General features: G+C 42.5%; 19 protein-coding genes. 9 read left to right on the plus strand and 10 right to left on the minus strand.

Annotation, left to right across the window (positions count from 1 at the left end; genetic code table 11):
* Positions 1-89: 89 nt before the first annotated feature.
* The 4 genes from BA70_RS14320 to asnB form a co-directional block, all read right to left on the minus strand.
* Entirely contained in the window at positions 90-929 is an 840-nt protein-coding gene (locus tag BA70_RS14320) for a phytoene/squalene synthase family protein (RefSeq protein WP_034323566.1), read from the minus strand.
* The gene (locus BA70_RS14325) at positions 922-2,397 is read right to left on the minus strand and encodes a phytoene desaturase family protein (protein ID WP_034323569.1); all 1,476 of its coding nucleotides are present in this window, start codon (positions 2,395-2,397) and stop codon (positions 922-924) included. Before BA70_RS14325 ends, BA70_RS14320 begins: the two co-directional genes overlap by 8 nt.
* The gene (locus tag BA70_RS14330; protein ID WP_034323571.1) at positions 2,394-3,911 is read right to left on the minus strand and encodes a phytoene desaturase family protein; all 1,518 of its coding nucleotides are present in this window, start codon (positions 3,909-3,911) and stop codon (positions 2,394-2,396) included. The genes BA70_RS14325 and BA70_RS14330 overlap by 4 nt, the downstream gene beginning before the upstream one ends.
* A 147-nt stretch (positions 3,912-4,058) precedes the next feature.
* On the minus strand, positions 4,059-5,900 hold the full coding sequence (asnB, locus tag BA70_RS14335) for an asparagine synthase (glutamine-hydrolyzing) (RefSeq protein WP_034323676.1): 1,842 nt from the start codon (positions 5,898-5,900) through the stop codon (positions 4,059-4,061).
* A gap of 154 nt (positions 5,901-6,054) precedes the next feature.
* Between asnB and BA70_RS14340 the strand changes: the two genes are divergently transcribed.
* Positions 6,055-6,582: a DUF2777 family protein gene (locus BA70_RS14340; protein ID WP_034323574.1), complete on the plus strand. Its 528-nt coding sequence runs from the start codon at positions 6,055-6,057 to the stop codon at positions 6,580-6,582.
* 38 nt (positions 6,583-6,620) lie between these two features.
* On the opposite strand, the gene BA70_RS14345 is transcribed toward BA70_RS14340, so the two are convergent.
* The 3 genes from BA70_RS14345 to BA70_RS19615 form a co-directional block, all read right to left on the minus strand.
* Positions 6,621-6,989: a YisL family protein gene (locus BA70_RS14345; protein WP_034323576.1), complete on the minus strand. Its 369-nt coding sequence runs from the start codon at positions 6,987-6,989 to the stop codon at positions 6,621-6,623.
* Between the two features lie 91 nt (positions 6,990-7,080).
* Complete coding sequence (locus BA70_RS14350; RefSeq protein ID WP_034323579.1) at positions 7,081-7,986, minus strand: fumarylacetoacetate hydrolase family protein; 906 nt, start codon at positions 7,984-7,986, stop codon at positions 7,081-7,083.
* Between the two features lie 126 nt (positions 7,987-8,112).
* A complete protein-coding gene (locus tag BA70_RS19615) occupies positions 8,113-8,613 on the minus strand; it encodes a CotG/ExsB N-terminal domain-containing protein (protein ID WP_078061734.1) in 501 nt (166 codons plus the stop codon).
* 206 nt (positions 8,614-8,819) lie between these two features.
* On the opposite strand from BA70_RS19615, the gene BA70_RS14360 reads away from it, so the two are divergent.
* From BA70_RS14360 to BA70_RS14395, 8 genes are all read left to right on the plus strand, one after another.
* Positions 8,820-9,914: a CotH kinase family protein gene (locus BA70_RS14360; protein WP_034323582.1), complete on the plus strand. Its 1,095-nt coding sequence runs from the start codon at positions 8,820-8,822 to the stop codon at positions 9,912-9,914.
* 122 nt (positions 9,915-10,036) lie between these two features.
* Complete coding sequence (locus BA70_RS14365) at positions 10,037-10,198, plus strand: aspartyl-phosphate phosphatase Spo0E family protein (RefSeq protein ID WP_008355160.1); 162 nt, start codon at positions 10,037-10,039, stop codon at positions 10,196-10,198.
* 127 nt (positions 10,199-10,325) lie between these two features.
* Positions 10,326-10,547 (plus strand): spore germination protein, encoded by a 222-nt coding sequence (locus tag BA70_RS14370; RefSeq protein ID WP_003211745.1) that lies wholly within the window; start codon positions 10,326-10,328, stop codon positions 10,545-10,547.
* Between the two features lie 14 nt (positions 10,548-10,561).
* Positions 10,562-10,795, plus strand: a complete 234-nt coding sequence (locus tag BA70_RS14375; RefSeq protein ID WP_034323585.1) for a spore germination protein GerPB — start codon at positions 10,562-10,564, stop codon at positions 10,793-10,795.
* Positions 10,796-10,826: 31 nt separating this feature from the next.
* Positions 10,827-11,441 (plus strand): spore germination protein GerPC, encoded by a 615-nt coding sequence (locus BA70_RS14380; RefSeq protein ID WP_034323587.1) that lies wholly within the window; start codon positions 10,827-10,829, stop codon positions 11,439-11,441.
* On the plus strand, positions 11,438-11,614 hold the full coding sequence (locus BA70_RS14385) for a germination protein GerPD (RefSeq protein ID WP_003210893.1): 177 nt from the start codon (positions 11,438-11,440) through the stop codon (positions 11,612-11,614). Before BA70_RS14380 ends, BA70_RS14385 begins: the two co-directional genes overlap by 4 nt.
* Positions 11,614-12,045 (plus strand): spore germination protein GerPE, encoded by a 432-nt coding sequence (locus BA70_RS14390; RefSeq protein ID WP_034323588.1) that lies wholly within the window; start codon positions 11,614-11,616, stop codon positions 12,043-12,045. The genes BA70_RS14385 and BA70_RS14390 overlap by 1 nt, the downstream gene beginning before the upstream one ends.
* A 22-nt stretch (positions 12,046-12,067) precedes the next feature.
* On the plus strand, positions 12,068-12,286 hold the full coding sequence (locus BA70_RS14395) for a spore germination protein (RefSeq protein ID WP_003211468.1): 219 nt from the start codon (positions 12,068-12,070) through the stop codon (positions 12,284-12,286).
* Positions 12,287-12,333: 47 nt separating this feature from the next.
* Here the strand turns inward: BA70_RS14395 and BA70_RS14400 are convergent, their stop codons facing one another.
* Genes BA70_RS14400 through sbcD form a run of 3 tightly spaced genes read right to left on the minus strand, consistent with a single transcriptional unit; the run spans position 12,334 to position 17,220 of the window.
* Positions 12,334-12,633 carry an HNH endonuclease family protein gene (locus BA70_RS14400; protein WP_034323589.1) on the minus strand — a complete coding sequence of 100 codons (300 nt, stop codon included), beginning with the start codon at positions 12,631-12,633 and terminating at the stop codon, positions 12,334-12,336.
* 19 nt (positions 12,634-12,652) lie between these two features.
* Complete coding sequence (gene sbcC / locus BA70_RS14405; protein WP_034323591.1) at positions 12,653-16,048, minus strand: exonuclease subunit SbcC; 3,396 nt, start codon at positions 16,046-16,048, stop codon at positions 12,653-12,655.
* Positions 16,045-17,220, minus strand: a complete 1,176-nt coding sequence (gene sbcD / locus BA70_RS14410) for an exonuclease subunit SbcD (RefSeq protein ID WP_034323594.1) — start codon at positions 17,218-17,220, stop codon at positions 16,045-16,047. Before sbcD ends, sbcC begins: the two co-directional genes overlap by 4 nt.
* Positions 17,221-17,226 lie beyond the last annotated feature (6 nt).

Genomic DNA, 17,226 nt, shown 5'->3' on the forward strand with positions numbered 1-17,226 from the left:
CATCCATCATCATTGCGAGTAAAATAAAAAAGATTGTATAAAAACATGAGTTTCTCTACAATCTGAGGACTGCGGATGCAGTCCTTTTATTACTTCATATCTTCTAAAATCAGTGCTTTTTCCTGATTTGAAATAAACGAGCGCTGTGTAAAGACGCGATATTCATTTTCTCTTGTTTTATCTAAAATGGCTTTATAAAAGTGAGCAGCTGCTTTCACCGGCATACGTGAATAAAGTGGAAATTCATGAAGATGGTCAAAAAATTCCTCATAGTACGCCTCTGCCTCAAAGGCAATGTACTCCCATACGTGCTGGAATGCTTGATTGACCACACCTTCTTGCAATTCTTGATCTGTATAGCCGAATTGATCCATCACTTGCTTAGGCAAATAAATGCGATTTCTTTCAGCTGCATCCTCACCAATATCACGAAGGATGTTGGTGAGCTGCATGCCAATCCCTAACGAAATGGCTGCTTCTTTGAGTTGTTCCTTTTTACGGGGAGCAATAATCGGAAGCAGCATGAGTCCAACTGTACTCGCTACATGATAGGAATAGATGAGCAATTCATCTAACGTTTCGTATCTTTGATGCTCTAAATCCATCTCCTGTCCATGGAGCAGGTCACGGAACGGAGCTTCATCCATACGAAACTCCTGAAATGTATGCTCTAGCGCCACCCATATCGGATCATTCCGGTCTACCTCACCATGTAAGAATTGATCAAACGCCTCCCGAAAGGATGCTAACTCCTCTTTTGGTGAAGGGGACTCATCTACAATGTCATCCGCTCTCCGGCAAAAGGAATAAACAGCCCAGACTGCCTGTCTTTTCTTTTTAGGCAGCATAGAAAAGGCGCGATAAAACGTTTTTGAATGGATTTGAATCGTCTCTTCACATACTTTCAATGCTGTTTGCACATCAACCACTTAGCTTCACTTCCTTTCTGTCATTCAAATCTTTTAGTAGCACAGAAGCCATGAGCTTTGCACTTTGCATGACGATCGGTACCCCGCCGCCAGGATGAATGGAGGCACCTACCGCATAAAGATTGTCTGTCTCTGCCACCTTCACTTGCGGGCGAAAGACGCCTGATTGAAACAAATTAGGTGCAAGTCCAAAGCTGCCTCCCTCAAACAATCCTTCTCGCAGTGAATCATTTGGTGTTCTTACCTTTTTCCATACAATCGACTCTCGCAATTGCGGAAAGCCTCTTTTCTCAAGACGATTCAGCATGTTTCCCACAAAGTCTTTCTCCTCTTCCCAGTTGATGTGATCTCCTGAAGGAACAGGAATGAGCATATACAAGACACTACAGCCTTCTGGGGCAAGAGTTGGATCAATGATGGATGGATTAAATGTATAAAATGACGGGTCTTGAGGGACTGTTTTCGTTTGAAAAACCTCTTTCATATGCTGATCAAAGTGTTCTCCCATAAAAAATTGATGAACAGGTGCTTCATGGTACACCTTATTTAAACCGAGATACACCATCACGCAGCCAGAGGATGGAACGTATTTACGCCGGTCTTGTTCATCTAAACCAAGCTGTTTTAACGCCGCTGGATAATCCCCGTTGATCACAAAGGCATCAGCTGCTATGTGTTCATCATTTACTTTTGCCTTGACCGCCCGTTTGCCCTCAAACTCCAATTGCGTCACTTCTTCATTTCGTCTTACATTCACACCCATCTCAATGAGTTGTCTCTCCAATATATCTACTAAACTGGCATATCCGCCTTTTAAATAGTAGATTCCGTGTGCGTGCTCACTATATGAAACAAGCGAATAAATAGCAGATGCTTCATATGGGTTTCCGCCGACATAGAGGGTTTGAAGTGCGTATGCATCTCGCAGGCGTTCATCTGAGAAGTATTTTTTTAGAGCGCTTTGAACCGTTCGGTACGCTTTTAATTTCATCAAAATCTTCATGTTTTCTTTTGTGAAAAATGTTCGTTTTTCATGAAACGATTTCTCTAGAAAAGCTTGCTGCCCTTCTTGAAACCGATTCGTCATGTCTTCTATAAATTTCAGAAACCCTTGATCTTCCTTTGGAAATACACGTCTGATTTCATCTAACTGTCGCTGTGAATCAGAGTACTTCGTGTAGGAGGTTCCATCCTGGTACTGGATCGTGTACAGCGGATCAAGCTGCAAAAGATCAAGAGAGGTTTCGTCAATTCCCACCTCATGTAAAATGCCTTTTAACATTCCAGGAAGTAGGACAATGGTCGGACCTTCATCTACTTTATATCCTTTCTCACGTACAAAAGCAAGCCGACCGCCAAGCCGTTCATTTTTTTCGACAAGGGTGACATCATGTCCAGCTTTTTTTAAATAGAGCGCTGAGATCATTCCGCCAATACCGCCACCTGCAATCAATATATGTTTCTTCATGAGGCGCTCCCCTTTTCGTGATGTGGCATCGTTTTGTGCGTATGTTTCTCTTTTGAGAGAATCGCATTTGTCGTGATGCGTGCCGATTCTAAAATGGTCGGCAAACCGCTTCCTGGGTGCGTTCCTCCTCCAACAAGCCAGCAGTGCTTCAATTCATCAAATTCATTGTGCGGCCTTAGCACCATCATTTGCGTAAGCTGATGGCCAAGGTTAAATGTAGCTCCTTCATATACGTAAAGGTCTTCCTCCCAATGCTTCGGGGTGATCATCCGCTCGACATCTATATGCTGTCTAATATTCTTAAAGCCGGTTTTCCACTCCAGTGTGTCCAGCACAAGTTCTCTGAATTCATCTTGATGCGCTTCCCAGTCAATACCGCTTTGATTATTGGCAACGGGTGCCAACACATAAAGAGCTGACTTTCCTTTTGGCGCAAGCGAGTCATCTGTTACACTTGCATTTTGAATATAAATGGACGGGTCATCTGGCAGCTCATACGTTTTCGTAATCCCTTTGACAAATTTAGCGTAATCATCGGAAAAAACGATGGTATGATGCGGCTCATCATAAATTGTATCTAATCCTAAATAAAGCATAAAGGTGGAGCATGAGAATTTTTTCTTTTTCAATTTCTTTTCGCTATATTTCTTTAATAAACCTGGCTCTACCAGCTTTGTCATCACATATGCAAAGTCTCCATTGACGACAACCTCATCTGCGTGTACTTCTTCCCCTGATTCTAAGCGAATGCCCTTTACTTTCCTGCCTTCAGTCATCAGCTTTTCGACGCCAGATGACAAATGAATGGTTGCACCAGATTCAACCGCCGCCTTTGCCATCGCTTCTGACAGCTGATTCACGCCGCCTTTCGGATGGAAAACGCCTGTATCATGCTCCATAAACGAAAGAATCGAAAACGCTCCAGGGCATTCCCATGGTGACATTCCTAAATACTTTGATTGAAACGTAAATGCATATTTCACCGACTCATTCGAGAAATAGTCTGAGAGCACATCATATAAACTCTTATTTAACGAAAGCTGCGGAAGTGCTCTTATCACCTTTGGACGCAAATAATGATGAAAACGATCCATTTTACTTTGTAAAATTGGCGTAAGGCGGTCCATTTTGCGCTTTGTATCGTTCATAAAGCGTACATATCCTTCGCCCTCACCAGGTGCAAAGGCTTCTAACCGTTTGTACATTTCGTCTCGATCTCGAATCATATCAAGCTGCTCGTCTTGAAAGATTAATCTATACATTTCTTTTAATTCAATGACATCGATATAGTCATAAAGATTTTTGCCAGCAAAGGTGAACAGCTCCTCTGCAATATGAATCATGCTGAGAAAGGTAGGACCTGTATCAAACGTGAAATCACCAAGTTGAAACTTAGAGTTACGTCCGCCAACAAAGGGCTGTTTTTCGTATACATGAACGTCATGTCCTTTGCTTTGAAGCATCATAGCTGCCGCAAGTCCCCCTGGTCCTGCTCCGATCACAATGATTTTCATTATCCTTTTTCCTCCAAATTAATTCACTTTAAGTTAATTATACAAATTAGAAAGGTTAGATCAACTTTCGATGTGCTCTAAAAGTCTCATGTTATGTATCAAAAAAGCCAGCTTCCTTTCAACAAGTGTAAGAAAGCCGACCCTTTATTACGCGTCTATATCAATTCGATATGTTTCAAACCAGTGATGAATCTGCGCCAGATGGGCGATTAGCTGTGGGCCCTTCATTAGCTGGCCATACCAAGGCACTTGAAAGGAAGCCCCTTCAGTTTCAATCAGCTGTTTCAATTGATGTGGATCTAAAAATTCATGAAGCACAGAATCTTTTTGCGCAAGGCAATCTGTTAACATCTCTTTCACAGCCTGGGTATAGGCTGGATGATGCGTTTTCGGGTAAGGACTCTTCTTGCGATAAAGCACTTCATTCGGTAAAATTCCCTCTAATGCTTTTCGTAAAACCCCTTTTTCACGATTTCCATGCATTTTCATTTCCCAAGGAATATTCCAAACATATTCGACAAGGCGATGGTCTGCAAATGGCACACGCACCTCAAGGCTCGCGCCCATACTCATTCGATCTTTTCGATCTAGCAGCGTTGTCATGAACCAGATCATATTTAAGTAAAAAAGTTCTCTCCGGGCTTTATCTACTCCAGTTTCTCCATCTAAAAGAGGTGTTTCTGCCACGGTTTCTTCATATTTGCTTTGCGCATATTCCTTCAGTGATAGCTTCTTTTGCCACGAGTCTTGAAGAAGCTGCGTGCGGGCTTCAGTCGATCTCATCCAAGGAAAACCATTCGTTTCATTTGACATATGAAACCACGGATAGCCTCCAAATATTTCATCAGCACATTCACCTGATAGGCCGACAACGAAATCCTTTTTAATTTCTCGGCAAAACCAAAGTAAGGATGAATCAATATCTGCCATGCCCGGTAAATCTCGAACTTCAACCGCTTCCTTCAAATACGAAGCCAGTTCCTTTTGCCCGATGACACTGCTGTGGTGATTCGTTTGAAATGCTTTGGTCATTTGATCAATCCAAGGACCGTCAGCATTCGGCTGGAATTGACTTGCCTCAAAGAATTGGTCATTTCCTTCGTAATCAACCGAATACGTATGAAGCGGCGCTTTCCCTATTTTCTCAAAGTGCTTGGCGGCGATGGCGGTAATGGCACTAGAATCAACGCCACCAGATAAAAATGTACAAACAGGCACATCAGAGACGAGCTGTCTTGTGACAGCATCTGTAAAGAGATGCTTGACGTGCTGAGCGGTGTCATCAAGTGAGTCTGTATGCTGTTCGCTTTTGACATTCCAGTACCTCCACACACGCAGTCCATCTTTTGAAAAGGTCAAAGCATGTGCAGGTCTCAGCTCTTTTACACCTTTAAATACCCCTTGCCCTGGTGTTCTAGACGGTCCTAAGCCAAAGATCTCCGATAACCCCTCATGATCAACCTTTGCTTTCATATCAGGGTGAGCAAGAAGGGCTTTGATCTCTGAACCAAATAAAAAGGAATGATGACGTTCTGTATAGAAAAATGGCTTGACGCCGAGCCGGTCTCTCCCTGCAAATAATAATTCACGCTCACTATCCCAGATCACAAATGCAAAAATACCATTAAAATGGGTGACACACTCCTCCTTCCATTCTGTGTAGGCGTGAAGAAGAACCTCTGTATCAGAATGCCCAAGAAAGCGGTGCCCCCTTTTTAATAATTCTTTTCTTATGTCCTCCGTGTTATAGAGCTCTCCATTGTATACAACCGTATAAGCATGGTTTTGATGTGTATAAGTCATCGGCTGCTTTCCACCTTCTATATCTACAACCGCTAACCTTTTATGCCCAAAAAGAACGTGCTCATTTTTCCACGTATTTGTATCATCTGGCCCTCTTTTAGATAATGTATCTGTCATTTGATTGATTACATGTTCCTGTTGGATGAGCTGCTTTTTAAAGTCTGCCCAGCCTGTTATTCCACACATCATCATCAGCTCCCATCCGTTTTTCATCAAGTGTTCTCATTCAGCCTTTCTTAGTTTATGCATCGTCTCCTTGATAGTTGATTTGTCCTTTTTTCCCGGCGTATAGGACAAGCATCATTTGGTAAGAAAGGAAAGAGGAAAGGAGCTTTTGTCAATGGAGAAACGAATGAAGCATCTTGAGCGCTCTAGCAGAAGGTGGTGTATCGGGTATTTACTGATTGAAAATGGGCATTGTCTGATCGAAGATGAAGAAGGAGAGATCATGCTGCCAGAAAGTCTTCAAAGCTCTATGATCTGTTTGAAAGAAAATGACCGATGGACAAAAGGAGAATTGCTCGGGTCTATGATTCTTCATGAAAACGGGCAGTTGCTGGAGGTACAAGGCGGTGAAATGATTCAATATACAGCATCTCTTGCCAAAGGTTGGCTTGACTTACTCATGTTCGTACCAGAAAACGTCTTTTATCAAATCATAGAACAAGTAGAACAGCTGGGCTTTTCCGTCTACGATTGTGTCTTCTCCTCCTTTCATGCTTTTCAATGCGTCTCTTTCTTTCAGTTTTCAGCAGATACACAATCGCTAGCACTTCAATGCCACCATGAGCCTGCCGCCGGCCGAATGCGTTTTGAATGGACCACTTCTGACGGTCACCGGTCGGTTTCCACGTTTGATGTCACATAAAAAGGGCACTGCTTCCTATAAGCAATGCCCTTTTTATATTAAAAGATATGGAAACCGATCGGCAGACGTAAACCAAGAAGAATGGTCACAATCGCAATCACGATAAAACCAATCAATACACCCGTCACTGATTTTCCTTTTTTCTTGCGTACAAGAACCATTTCCATGAAACCGATCACAAGGATACCGAGTACCATTTTGCCGATATACTCGCCCCCGAAACCTGGAATTTTCATTCCTGTGCGAACATACAGCTCTACGCCTGTTGCAATAATGAGCAAGTAGAGTAGTCTGACGATCATGTGCACAATTTTAGCACCTTTGTCATTTTTACCTGCTAGAGCAAAGGCCACGAAGAATAAAATAATCCCTAGCACCCACGCTGTAATATGTAAATGTGTCCCCATCTGTTATTTCCCCCTTTATCAGAACAAGTACCTTCTCATCGTACCACGAAATAAGTCGAACACAAAGCGACAATCCTGTGTCAACAGCCCTTTATTTGACGCGATTCGATAACGTCCCAATCGGTTCAATCGTGATTTCAATCTGATCTCCTGAAGCTAAAAACTTTGGCGGTTCAAAGCCTTTTCCAACGCCAGAAGGTGTACCCGTTGCAATGATGTCACCTGCTTCTAGCGTCATCCCTTTTGAAAGAGTTGAAACAATGTCCTCAATTGGGAAGATCATTAATTCCGTACTGGCAGACTGACGAACCTCTCCGTTTACCTTTGTTTCCACATGGAGTGCTCCATGATCCTCGATCACTGACTTATGGACGATATAAGGTCCCATCGGACAAGATGTATCTAAGCTTTTGCCTATGAAAAATTGTTTATGTTTTTTCTGCAAATCTCTTGCCGTTATATCATTTAAAATGGTGTAACCGAAGATATAATCGCGGGCCTGTTCAGGCGCAATATTCTTCCCTGATTTCCCCATGACGATGGCAAGCTCACCTTCGTAATCCAATTCACTTGTCACATCTTCATGAAGAAGAATGTCCGCTTCGTGTCCAACCACTGAAGTAGGTGCCTTTGTAAAAATCATCACGTCTTTAGGAATATCTGCAGCACTTCCCATCTCCAAAACATGATCTTGATAATTCTTTCCGACACACATGATGTTTTTAGCTGGTTTTGGAATCGGTGCATGGAGCTTGACGCCCGAAAGCGGATATACATAAGAGCCGCGGTCTTCTTCTTTTTTCTCAGCCCAATCAAGAAGCTGTCTGACGTGTTCGACAAACTTGTCCCCCATGTTGATGCATTCAGCTAAAGAGTTTGGCAATGTCTCCAGCTCAAATAATTTAGCCTCTGCCTTTTTAACGTCCATCACCCATTCATCATCAATGACCACCCCAATAAACATCCTGTTATGTATCTCACCTGTAAAAAACTTCATGTCTTCCCCTCGCAATCTTCATTTCGCTAAGTTATGATGTCTCATTTTATTTCTCTACGAAATAAAAAAAACCCTTTTTTATCATACTCTCTTTTAAAAAGGGTTTCAAAAATGATGACCTCATGTTTAGCGGTAGCGTCGATATTCCCACATATTCCCTTGATCCCATTTACGATCAACATTTCCTCTGCTTCGGGAATGGTGCTTTTTCTTTCCGCATCCTCGGCAAGAATGACTTCGTCTGTGATGATGAGAGCGCTTAGATCGATGGCTGCGATGTGACTTGCGGCAGCTTTTCTTATGATGAGATCTGTGCTTGCTGCGGTGTGACTTTTTCGGTTCGCTCTTTTTGCTTCTGTAAGATTTTTTACTCTTCATGCTTTTCTTTGAGCGATAGCTTTTCTTTGAACGATGGCTTTTCTTCGAGCGATAGCTTCTGTAGCTTTTTTTGCTACGGCGTGATTTACGGCATCCGCCAAAGAACCAATGATGGCGACTTGAATGACGAGAACGAGCTGATTTGTGCGAACGTCTCGATTCTGGTTCACGATCTAAGTGATGATCACGTCCCTCACTTCGAAGTGAATCCACTGCATGTTCAATGTGTGAATGATCAAATGTACTCACGAACAATTCCCCTCCCAGTCTATGCTTCGACAAAACAAACAGACAAAGCTGCTTATCTTCTCTGCTTTATGTTACGAGACTCGGTAGACAAGTGTTCGTGACGAATGCCTCTTTCTTTTAAAACTCCATGAACACCTACCAGCCGGTACAGGACATTCCTTCATTTTCATATCGTAAAGAAGAGCATATAGGAGGCTGATGAACGTATGAGCACAGAACCTTTAAAACAACTTGATATGTGGATTCATCCTAAGGACCTGATTGAATTAAAAAAAGACATTTGGAACGATGAACCTGTTGAGGCGATTCTGAAAACAGGCCAAATCAAATCACATATTTATGCTTCATACCGCGGGTCACACATTAGAAAGCTTAAGAAAAAGTCCTATCAAATTGAATATCGAAAGCCAAAACAAAGACAAGGCGAATCCATCTTTCATTTAAATGCAGAGTACAATGACCCTTCTTTTATTCGAAACAGGCTGTCCTTTTATTTCTTCGAGCAGATGGGGGTGCTAAGCCCTGCTGCTTCTCATGTATTCCTGACCATTAATGGAAGAAAAGAGGGCATTTATTTAAAAATAGAATCCGTCGATGAGTTATTTCTTCAAAAACGGCAGCTATCAGGAGGCGGTATTTATTATGCAGTAGATGACGACGCTAATTTCTCCCTTTTGAGTTCGTTTGATAAAAAGCCCAAAAAGCATCTTCTTCTCGGGTACGAGAAAAAAACGGGTACATCAAGACATGACAAGCAACTGAGCGAATTTATTTACTTCCTCAACACAGCAACAGACGACGTATTTGCAGAAAAAATCGAGCAATACCTTGATGTGACACAATATTTCCGCTGGCTCATTGGTGTGGTGTGCACCCAAAATTTTGATGGCTTTGTTCATAACTACGCTCTTTATGTGAATGAACAAGGAAGGTTTCAAGTGCTTCCTTGGGATTATGATGCAACATGGGGCCGTGACATTCATGGAGAAGAAATGGCGTTCGATTATATCCCAGTAAGTGGATTTAACACATTAACTGCTAGATTACTAGATATTCCTTCGTTCAAGAGAGCCTATTATGCTCTTTTCCAGCATGTACTAGATACGCATTTTTCACAGGACCGTCTCTGTCCAATCATCGAGAAATGGCATGACTCGATTGAGCACCGCATCGGGGACGACCCATATACGAAAGATCGAAAAGAAGTACTACAGTCAGAGAGAGAGTTAATCCGGCAGTATATCAACAAAAGACGACGTTATTTACAGGCTGAGATTAGAAAAGAGACATTGGGAACGTGAGGATGATTTCGAATTTTGTCACTTTATTACTCATATTGACGAAACAGCTTTTTTTATAGAAAAATAGGGTATACTAACCATATCCTTCTATTTGATAAAAAATGTGAGAGTTGGCGTCCGTTATGATCAATTATGAAATTGAACAAAAAAGATTACATTTAATTGAGACTGCAAAAAAATTCGGTATGAATGCTGAAGAAACCATCAGGTGCAGTCAAGAGCTTGACACACTCTTAAATAAAGGCATCAAATACACCTCTAAAGAATGCTCGAATAAAGGGTAAACCATACACCTCATTCCTCTCATCAAAAGCTTTTAAAAAGACAATCACACATTAAAAGACCCATCATAAGCTATGGTGAAACGCCCAAAAACAAAGCGCCCTAATTTTATAAAGGATGTGCACCGCTATGCCGGCTATTGTTGGAGCCTTTAAAGTAAATGCCGTCGGAACGAGCGGAGTCGTTCATGTTGGAGACTGCATCACCATTTCTCCAAATAGTCAGGTTAAAACGTTTGCTGGCGCAGGCAGTTTTAACACTGGTGATCAATTGCGCATCAGCAACTATAAGAGTGTAACAAATACGTACGACAGTGATGTCATTGATCAACCGCTTGTTGGTAACTTGTAAGGAGTGAGAATCCGTTGAACTTCTATATTAATCAAGCGATACAAATTAATTATTTACGCGTGGAGTCTGTCAGTAACTCATCTGTTCTGCAAATTGGGAGTGCTGGATCAATCAAGGCGCTTTCCAACCTGTATAACACAGGCAGCTACGTAGAATCAGCACCTGCCGCAGCAGGCTCACAAGGAATTGAAGAATCTCAAGGCGCAAGCACAGCACCTTTTGTACCGCTTCAGTCACCAACAACTTAAGTTCATCTGCAATCCCCGGAGGTGTATGTAAATGTATGACTATCAAAGCAACGCTTCACAAGTGTATGGCATCATTCAAAAACAAACACAGCAAATCATGATGCTTGAAAAAAGGCTTAACGAGCTTCAGCAGGAAATGCAAATGATCAAAGACAAACCGACAACGAATATTGAACGGATTGATTATCAATTTGATCAACTGAAAATCGAGCGGCTGGAAGGTACATTGAATATCGGCCTCAATCCATCTGATCCAAACAGTGTTCAAAATTTTGAAGTGGGCCAAACAACAACCCCGGGAATTGGAATGATGCAGCAAGAAATGGCTGATCAATTTTTCAATCAAACACGCCAGCTTGTCGATGCATTCTTAAATGAAGAAGCACCAGAACTTCTTGAAGAACTAGAGCAGCGATATGAAGGCTCTCTTGATGAAAGCAATAAACACCATATCATTGAGGACATTCGAAAACAAATTGACAGCAGGATCAAATACTATGCAGGACAGCTGCCACATCGTGAAGATATGACACCGCTGCAGCGTTCAGAGCAAATTGCTGAATATGTGAAGCATGATGTGAAGCGGGCGATTGAGCATTTTTTAGCCCATATTCCAAGTGAAACGAAAGGAGAGGAAAACGGATGAATTTCACAGTTGTCAACCGCAACATCGAGACCGGAAGCATTAAAGTAGTTGGGGTATCGTCCTCTTCCCTATTCATCATCGGGGACACAGACCATGTACAATTATCCTCGATTTTCGATACACCGCCAGAATCTCTTATCATTGGACCGTTTGTTCCTCTGGCACCTCGATAATGATTAAGCGCACATCTCAAGTGAAGTTCTCGAAGGTGAATTCTGTCGGGATTTCGAGTGTCGTTCAAATTGGTGATACACAGGAGCTATGCCCGAAGGTCAAGGTGTTAGCTGTTCAACGGACGCTTAGTTTGTTTTATGGCTATGAAGCAGAAAACTTAAATGCGAAAGAATTTGAAGTGTATTATGAGCCGATTCCATTGATGCTGCCAGAACGAACAGTTAGAACGGCATTTTACCATGAAAAGCCTGTGATTAAAGTTTCTTCGATACATGTAGAAGGGGTATCATCGTCCTCTGTCTATCAAATCGGTTCTACTTGTAGAATGAATGGCATAGCGCGAGTGAAGCATATTCGAGAGTTATTTAGCAACGACGAAAGTCCGCCAAACTCACAAGTGGACCTACCTGCGCATATGATGGTGATATGACTTCGAATAAAGGATGTCGATTATGCCAGCAATTGTCGGACCCATTTACATTAACTCTATTTCTGGAGGCGTCGTAAACGTCGGTGACTCATTTTACCTTTCGCCTAAAAGTTCGTCAAAATCTGCTTTAGGCTCTGGAGCGGGGAATACCGGAGATTTCTTGATATTAAATAATGGCATCAGCGCCACCAACTATGTGGATCCTGACTTAAATGATCAGAATATGGTAGGCAATGCATAAAGCGACTCCTCTATACCCATTTCATTTAGAGGAGTGCTTTTTTATGCTTATTTCTGTCTGCGTTGTCTCGATTTTTTTGTTTTGACCAGCTTGCTTGCCGGCTGTTTTCGAATCCATTTGATGTACGGAACAAGCTTTTCATCTTGTCTTAGCGCATCAAGCGTGTTCAAACGTGCGGCAAGCTCCTGGTTTGTAAAGAGGGCATGCACTTGTTTATGGCAAGGGATGCACAGGAAGGCAGTTGGTAAAAATGCCCCACCTTCTTCTCTTGGCGTTAAGTGATGTTCCGTGAGCAAGACATCTTGTCTTCCGCACAGCTCACATAATCCAATCGTTTGCTTTGCCACCCTGTCATCACCTCAACATTTACATTAATTCCATTGATACCGTTGTCCCTTTCCCGCTTGGATCTGCTGGATGGACAATCAGTTTCTTCGGCAGTCTCATCTTCAATTCTTCCACATGGCTGATCACACCAACTGCTAAATTTTGAGACTGTAGTTTCTCTAGTGCCGTAATTACCGTATCCAACAAGTCTTGATCGAGTGTACCGAATCCTTCATCAAGGAAGAAGAATTGCAGCGGGAACTCACCTCTCAGCTGGATTTGTGCGGAAAGAGCAAGCGCAAGCGCCAATGACGTCAGGAAAGTTTCTCCGCCAGACAAGCTGGACACCGGGCGTCTGACACCGCCATTGGCATCATCACGCATCACAAAGCCACCTTCTGAGTCGACTTCAATTGCATACCTTTGTCTTGTCAAAATGCCAAGACGGGCTGATGCATCACGGCTGACACTTTCTAACTGTTCTTCTGCTAAGAACTCAACAAACGTATTCCCTTTAAAAACGGTTTGCAGCTTATCAAGCCGATCAATTTCTTGTTGCAGTACTTCCAAGCGTTCATGAATACTTGCAAAGCGCTGATGATTTTCTTCAATCACACGCAGGTGTTCATGTGCAGACCCGCTCATCACTGTCGCTTCTTCCAATTCCTTTTCTGCCGCTTCTTTTCTAAATTGAACATCTGTCCACTGCTCTTCATCTAGTGACTCATCTTTCAGCTGTTCAGAAATTCGCTTTAAGTTTGCAGCACATTGCTTTCTTTTATCCTCAAATTCCTCAATTTCCTGTTTGACCGTAAGACGTAATGCTTGATCCATGAAAGCAGACTCAATCTCCTCTGGCTTATGAAAAGGAGAAGACTCTGTTTCTTTTTGCCATGCTGCTTCAGCTTCTTGTTTTCGCCGGTTAGCCTCTTGGAGTTGACGCTCACTGCTTGAAAAATGGCTTTGCGCCTCACTAAACAGTTGCTGCGCATGCTTTAATTGCTGGTACGATTGCTGCTCTGTCTCATTTAGATGAGCAAGAGACTGTTCAACCTCGATGAGTTCATCAGAAATAGAGGCTGCTTTTAATGGATATCGTCCTATATCTGTTTCATACTGATGGATGAGCTTCTGCTGACTTTCTAGCTGATGCGCTAGTTTATCAAGCTCCTTCTCTACATCGTATATCGTTGTTTGCAGCTGCTCTTTTATCTGCTGTTTTTCTTCTAAAAACGAAATACTTTTCTCAATACGCTCTTTATAGCCTTCTGCTTGTTGGTCCTTTTCATCTATTTGCTTTTGCATCTCTTGCACTTGGCTCAATGTAAAGCGCGGGAAGGCCTGCTCAAATTGTGTTGTTTGCTCTGAAAGCTCAGATTGAAGCTCCTTGATCAGCACCTCTAATTCTTGAATACGCTGCTGTTCAAATGTCAATTGCTCTGCCATTTTGCTCATCTCTGCTGCTTGATCATGGGTTTCATCCATTAAACGAGCACGTTTACGTTCAACTTCTTGAATATCTTGTTTCATGCCTTTCCATTCTTGAATCAGATGATGCAAGGACTGCGGATTTTGCACTGTTTCTACTGCTGCAGCTACTTCCGCACCGGGGGCTTTTTGAGATAAAAAGGCGAACTGCTTTACTAATTGATTGGCATGCGTTTCTAGCAGCTGCTTTGCTGCATACATGTCTCTAGCATATTCCTCTGCTTGCTTGAGCTCTTTGTCTATTCTTTGAATGACTTCATCGATTTGGGCAACAGTTTCTTCATGGTCATTGGCTATCGCAGCCTTTGGATCATGATGAATCGACCCACAAACGGGACATGGCTCACCATCTACTAGCTCTGCCGCTAATTCTTTTCTTAATTCTGCTGCCCTTACAGCATCACGCTGTTTTAATTTTTCGAGCTTCTGCTTTTGTTCTCTCTTACTCCATTCTGTAAGAGCTCGCTCAAATTCACATACATAAAAATAAAGTTGTTCAATCGCTTGAAACGATTGGTCTATTTTTTCATGAGAATCTTTTTGCTGTTTTTGAAGCTTTTCATAAGCTTCTGCAGCCTGTGAGGATCGCTTTTTTAGCTCCCCAATCTTTTGTTCTTCCTTTTGAATGCTCTGATTGATTCTTTGCACATTTTCACTTAAACGCAAAGCCTCCTGTACACTTTTCCGCTCTTTTACAGAGACTTGTAATTGCTCCAGCTCACGCTTCAGCTGTGTTTGTTTCGTCAGTGCACGCTCTAATAGAGATTGGAGATTCTCTGCTTCTGCTTTTTTTTGTATCAATTGCTGCGCTTTTTCATTTTTTTGCTGCTCGAGTCCCGTCTTTTCCTGAAGAGCCGCCTCTTTTTTCCGTTCAATTTCCTTTAACTGAATCAGCTGTTCTTTCTTTTGAAGAAGCGCTGGCTCAGTCTCTATTTTTTTCTGACGCGCTCGCTCATATTCCTGCGTCATTTGATCATAGATCGTTCGTTGATGAAGTAACAGTTTTTCTGCTTCCTGCTTCTCATTTGACGCTTGGGAAAGCTGCTGTTCAGCCTTTGTTAATGCATCCGCATAGGGCTTTAATGTCTCTGCTTGCTCCGCGATGTTGAGTTGAGTTTTTTTCTCTTCCATCTTTGGCACCAACAGGTTGAGCTTGTTTTGTTCAGTCTCATACGCCTCTTGTTCTTTTTGATACTGCCAAATCGCTTGTGCCTTTGTAAAAGCAGTTAACGCTTTGTCCCGCATTTGTTTTTTCTCAAGAAAAATGACCTTTGCCTGCTCAGCGGCTTCCTTCGCTTTTGCTAATGCCTCTGGGCCAGCTTCTCCTAAACCATTCAGTTCAGCCAGCAGTTCATTTTTCTGCCCATACCGGTTCTGAGCCTTTGCACGCAAACGCTTAACGAGCTGATCACCATACTTTTCTAGATTAAACAAACGCTGAAGCATTTGGCGTCTGTCGGCTCCTTTCAATGAAAGGAATTCAGCAAACTTCCCTTGTGGTAAGACAACCGCTCTCGTAAAGTCATCAATTGTTAATCCAAGTAATTCTTCTATTTTACGATTGACCTCACTCGCTTTATCTGCAAGAACTGTCTGCGTATCACTGATTTCAATCAGGCGGCATAATGACGTTCTGACTTTCATTTCATCTGCCCGCTTGAAAGCACGTTCAACTTTATAAGAAATGTGATGCTCCTTTTGCAAAGCGAATGTAAAGGAAACCGACAGTTTTTCTTCAGCTTGGTTCAAAATACCATGTGTATTATTTAACGCACGTTCGACTTTGCCATAGAGTGCTAGTGTCATGGCATCTAATATGGATGACTTTCCGCTTCCTGTCGGTCCAAAAATGCCAAACACACCCGCTTCACATAAAGAGCTAAAGTCAATGGTTTGTTCTTCTCTGAAGCTATGAAGTCCTTTAATGGTTAGCGTGATCGGCTTCAAGTCGCTTCCTCCTCTTGCATTTCATTGGCAAGCTCTAAAAACAGCTTGACTGTTTTTTCATCAGGCAGACCGCCTCCTGTCTGACGCTCATAAAATTTCACGAACCGCTCTTCGATTGAGAGCTTTTCCACTTGTTTTTGTTCTTCCATTTGCTGTAATTCTTTGAACTTTGGTCTAATGTGGACAAAACCACTATGCTGCTTTCGGAGCTGATGGATCTCTTCAATGGACAGTTGATCTGTTAAATGAATCTCTAAATCAATCCAGGCATGAAGATCCCGTTTCTCATCTAGCCACTCGTGTACTTGACTCAGCCCCTCAGTCGCCTTCCATTTCACAAGTGGTTTACCGCTTGATAAAAACACTTCTTTCCAGCTTGCTTTTTCATTAGGCTTTGCATCTACAATGGTGACTGATTTGGCATAGCCTGACTCTGAAAAGCTATAAGCAAGCGGTGATCCAGAATAGCGGGCAATCGTTTTGGCACGTTTGATTGTTTGCGGACGATGCAAATGACCGAGTGCGACATAACAAGCGGCCTCGGGCAGACTTTCAGCCGCAACAGTATATGCACCTCCTACTTCAATCGGTCTTTCTGAATCTGTTTGGCTTCCTCCTGCCACATAAATATGGCTCGTTGCGATATTGACCGTATCAGCTTGGAATTGAGCACTTAAATGTTGAAACGCTTGTTGTATTTTTAAATTATAATGATCACGAAGCAGTTTCTCTTCAAATGTTTCAGCCAGCACCTCATTTAGCCTCGCCTCGGACGGATAAGCAAGTGCTGCAATGGATAGACGTTCACTTGAAGAAGGAACATTGACGCGGATGATGTCATTTGTCGGATAGCCAATTAAATGAATTCCCTGATCATTTGTTAAAGGAGATGCGGCTGATAAGCGATCCGGATTATCATGGTTACCTGAGATGACCACAACCTGACGCTTTCCTTTATCAGATAATGCAGACAGACTTTCATAAAAAAGCTGCTCTGCTCTAGCAGGTGGGTTCACTGTATCAAAGGCATCTCCAGCCATCACAATGACATCAATGTGTTCGTCTTTGACGATTTGATACAGCTCATCTAAAAACTGAGCTTGCTCGTCAAGCCGGCTTCGGCCTTCAAGGGTTTTCCCTAAATGCCAATCCGCCGTATGCAAAATCCTCATGTGATT

The sequence above is a fragment of the Bacillus zhangzhouensis genome (assembly GCF_000715205.1).
Taxonomy (GTDB): domain Bacteria; phylum Bacillota; class Bacilli; order Bacillales; family Bacillaceae; genus Bacillus; species Bacillus zhangzhouensis.

What these genes read in the sequence shown, in the direction of transcription:
- BA70_RS14325 (WP_034323569.1), bottom strand. Translation starts at nt 2,397, where the DNA reads ATGAAGAAACATATATTGATTGCAGGTGGCGGTATTGGCGGAATGATC.
- BA70_RS14330 (WP_034323571.1), bottom strand. Translation starts at nt 3,911, where the DNA reads ATGAAAATCATTGTGATCGGAGCAGGACCAGGGGGACTTGCGGCAGCT.
- asnB (WP_034323676.1), bottom strand. Translation starts at nt 5,900, where the DNA reads ATGTGTGGAATAACAGGCTGGGCAGACTTTAAAAAGCAGCTCATCCAA.
- BA70_RS14340 (WP_034323574.1), top strand. Translation starts at nt 6,055, where the DNA reads ATGGAGAAACGAATGAAGCATCTTGAGCGCTCTAGCAGAAGGTGGTGT.
- BA70_RS14345 (WP_034323576.1), bottom strand. Translation starts at nt 6,989, where the DNA reads ATGGGGACACATTTACATATTACAGCGTGGGTGCTAGGGATTATTTTA.
- BA70_RS14350 (WP_034323579.1), bottom strand. Translation starts at nt 7,986, where the DNA reads ATGAAGTTTTTTACAGGTGAGATACATAACAGGATGTTTATTGGGGTG.
- BA70_RS14360 (WP_034323582.1), top strand. Translation starts at nt 8,820, where the DNA reads ATGAGCACAGAACCTTTAAAACAACTTGATATGTGGATTCATCCTAAG.
- BA70_RS14365 (WP_008355160.1), top strand. Translation starts at nt 10,037, where the DNA reads ATGATCAATTATGAAATTGAACAAAAAAGATTACATTTAATTGAGACT.
- BA70_RS14370 (WP_003211745.1), top strand. Translation starts at nt 10,326, where the DNA reads ATGCCGGCTATTGTTGGAGCCTTTAAAGTAAATGCCGTCGGAACGAGC.
- BA70_RS14380 (WP_034323587.1), top strand. Translation starts at nt 10,827, where the DNA reads ATGTATGACTATCAAAGCAACGCTTCACAAGTGTATGGCATCATTCAA.
- BA70_RS14385 (WP_003210893.1), top strand. Translation starts at nt 11,438, where the DNA reads ATGAATTTCACAGTTGTCAACCGCAACATCGAGACCGGAAGCATTAAA.
- BA70_RS14390 (WP_034323588.1), top strand. Translation starts at nt 11,614, where the DNA reads ATGATTAAGCGCACATCTCAAGTGAAGTTCTCGAAGGTGAATTCTGTC.
- BA70_RS14395 (WP_003211468.1), top strand. Translation starts at nt 12,068, where the DNA reads ATGCCAGCAATTGTCGGACCCATTTACATTAACTCTATTTCTGGAGGC.
- sbcD (WP_034323594.1), bottom strand. Translation starts at nt 17,220, where the DNA reads ATGAGGATTTTGCATACGGCGGATTGGCATTTAGGGAAAACCCTTGAA.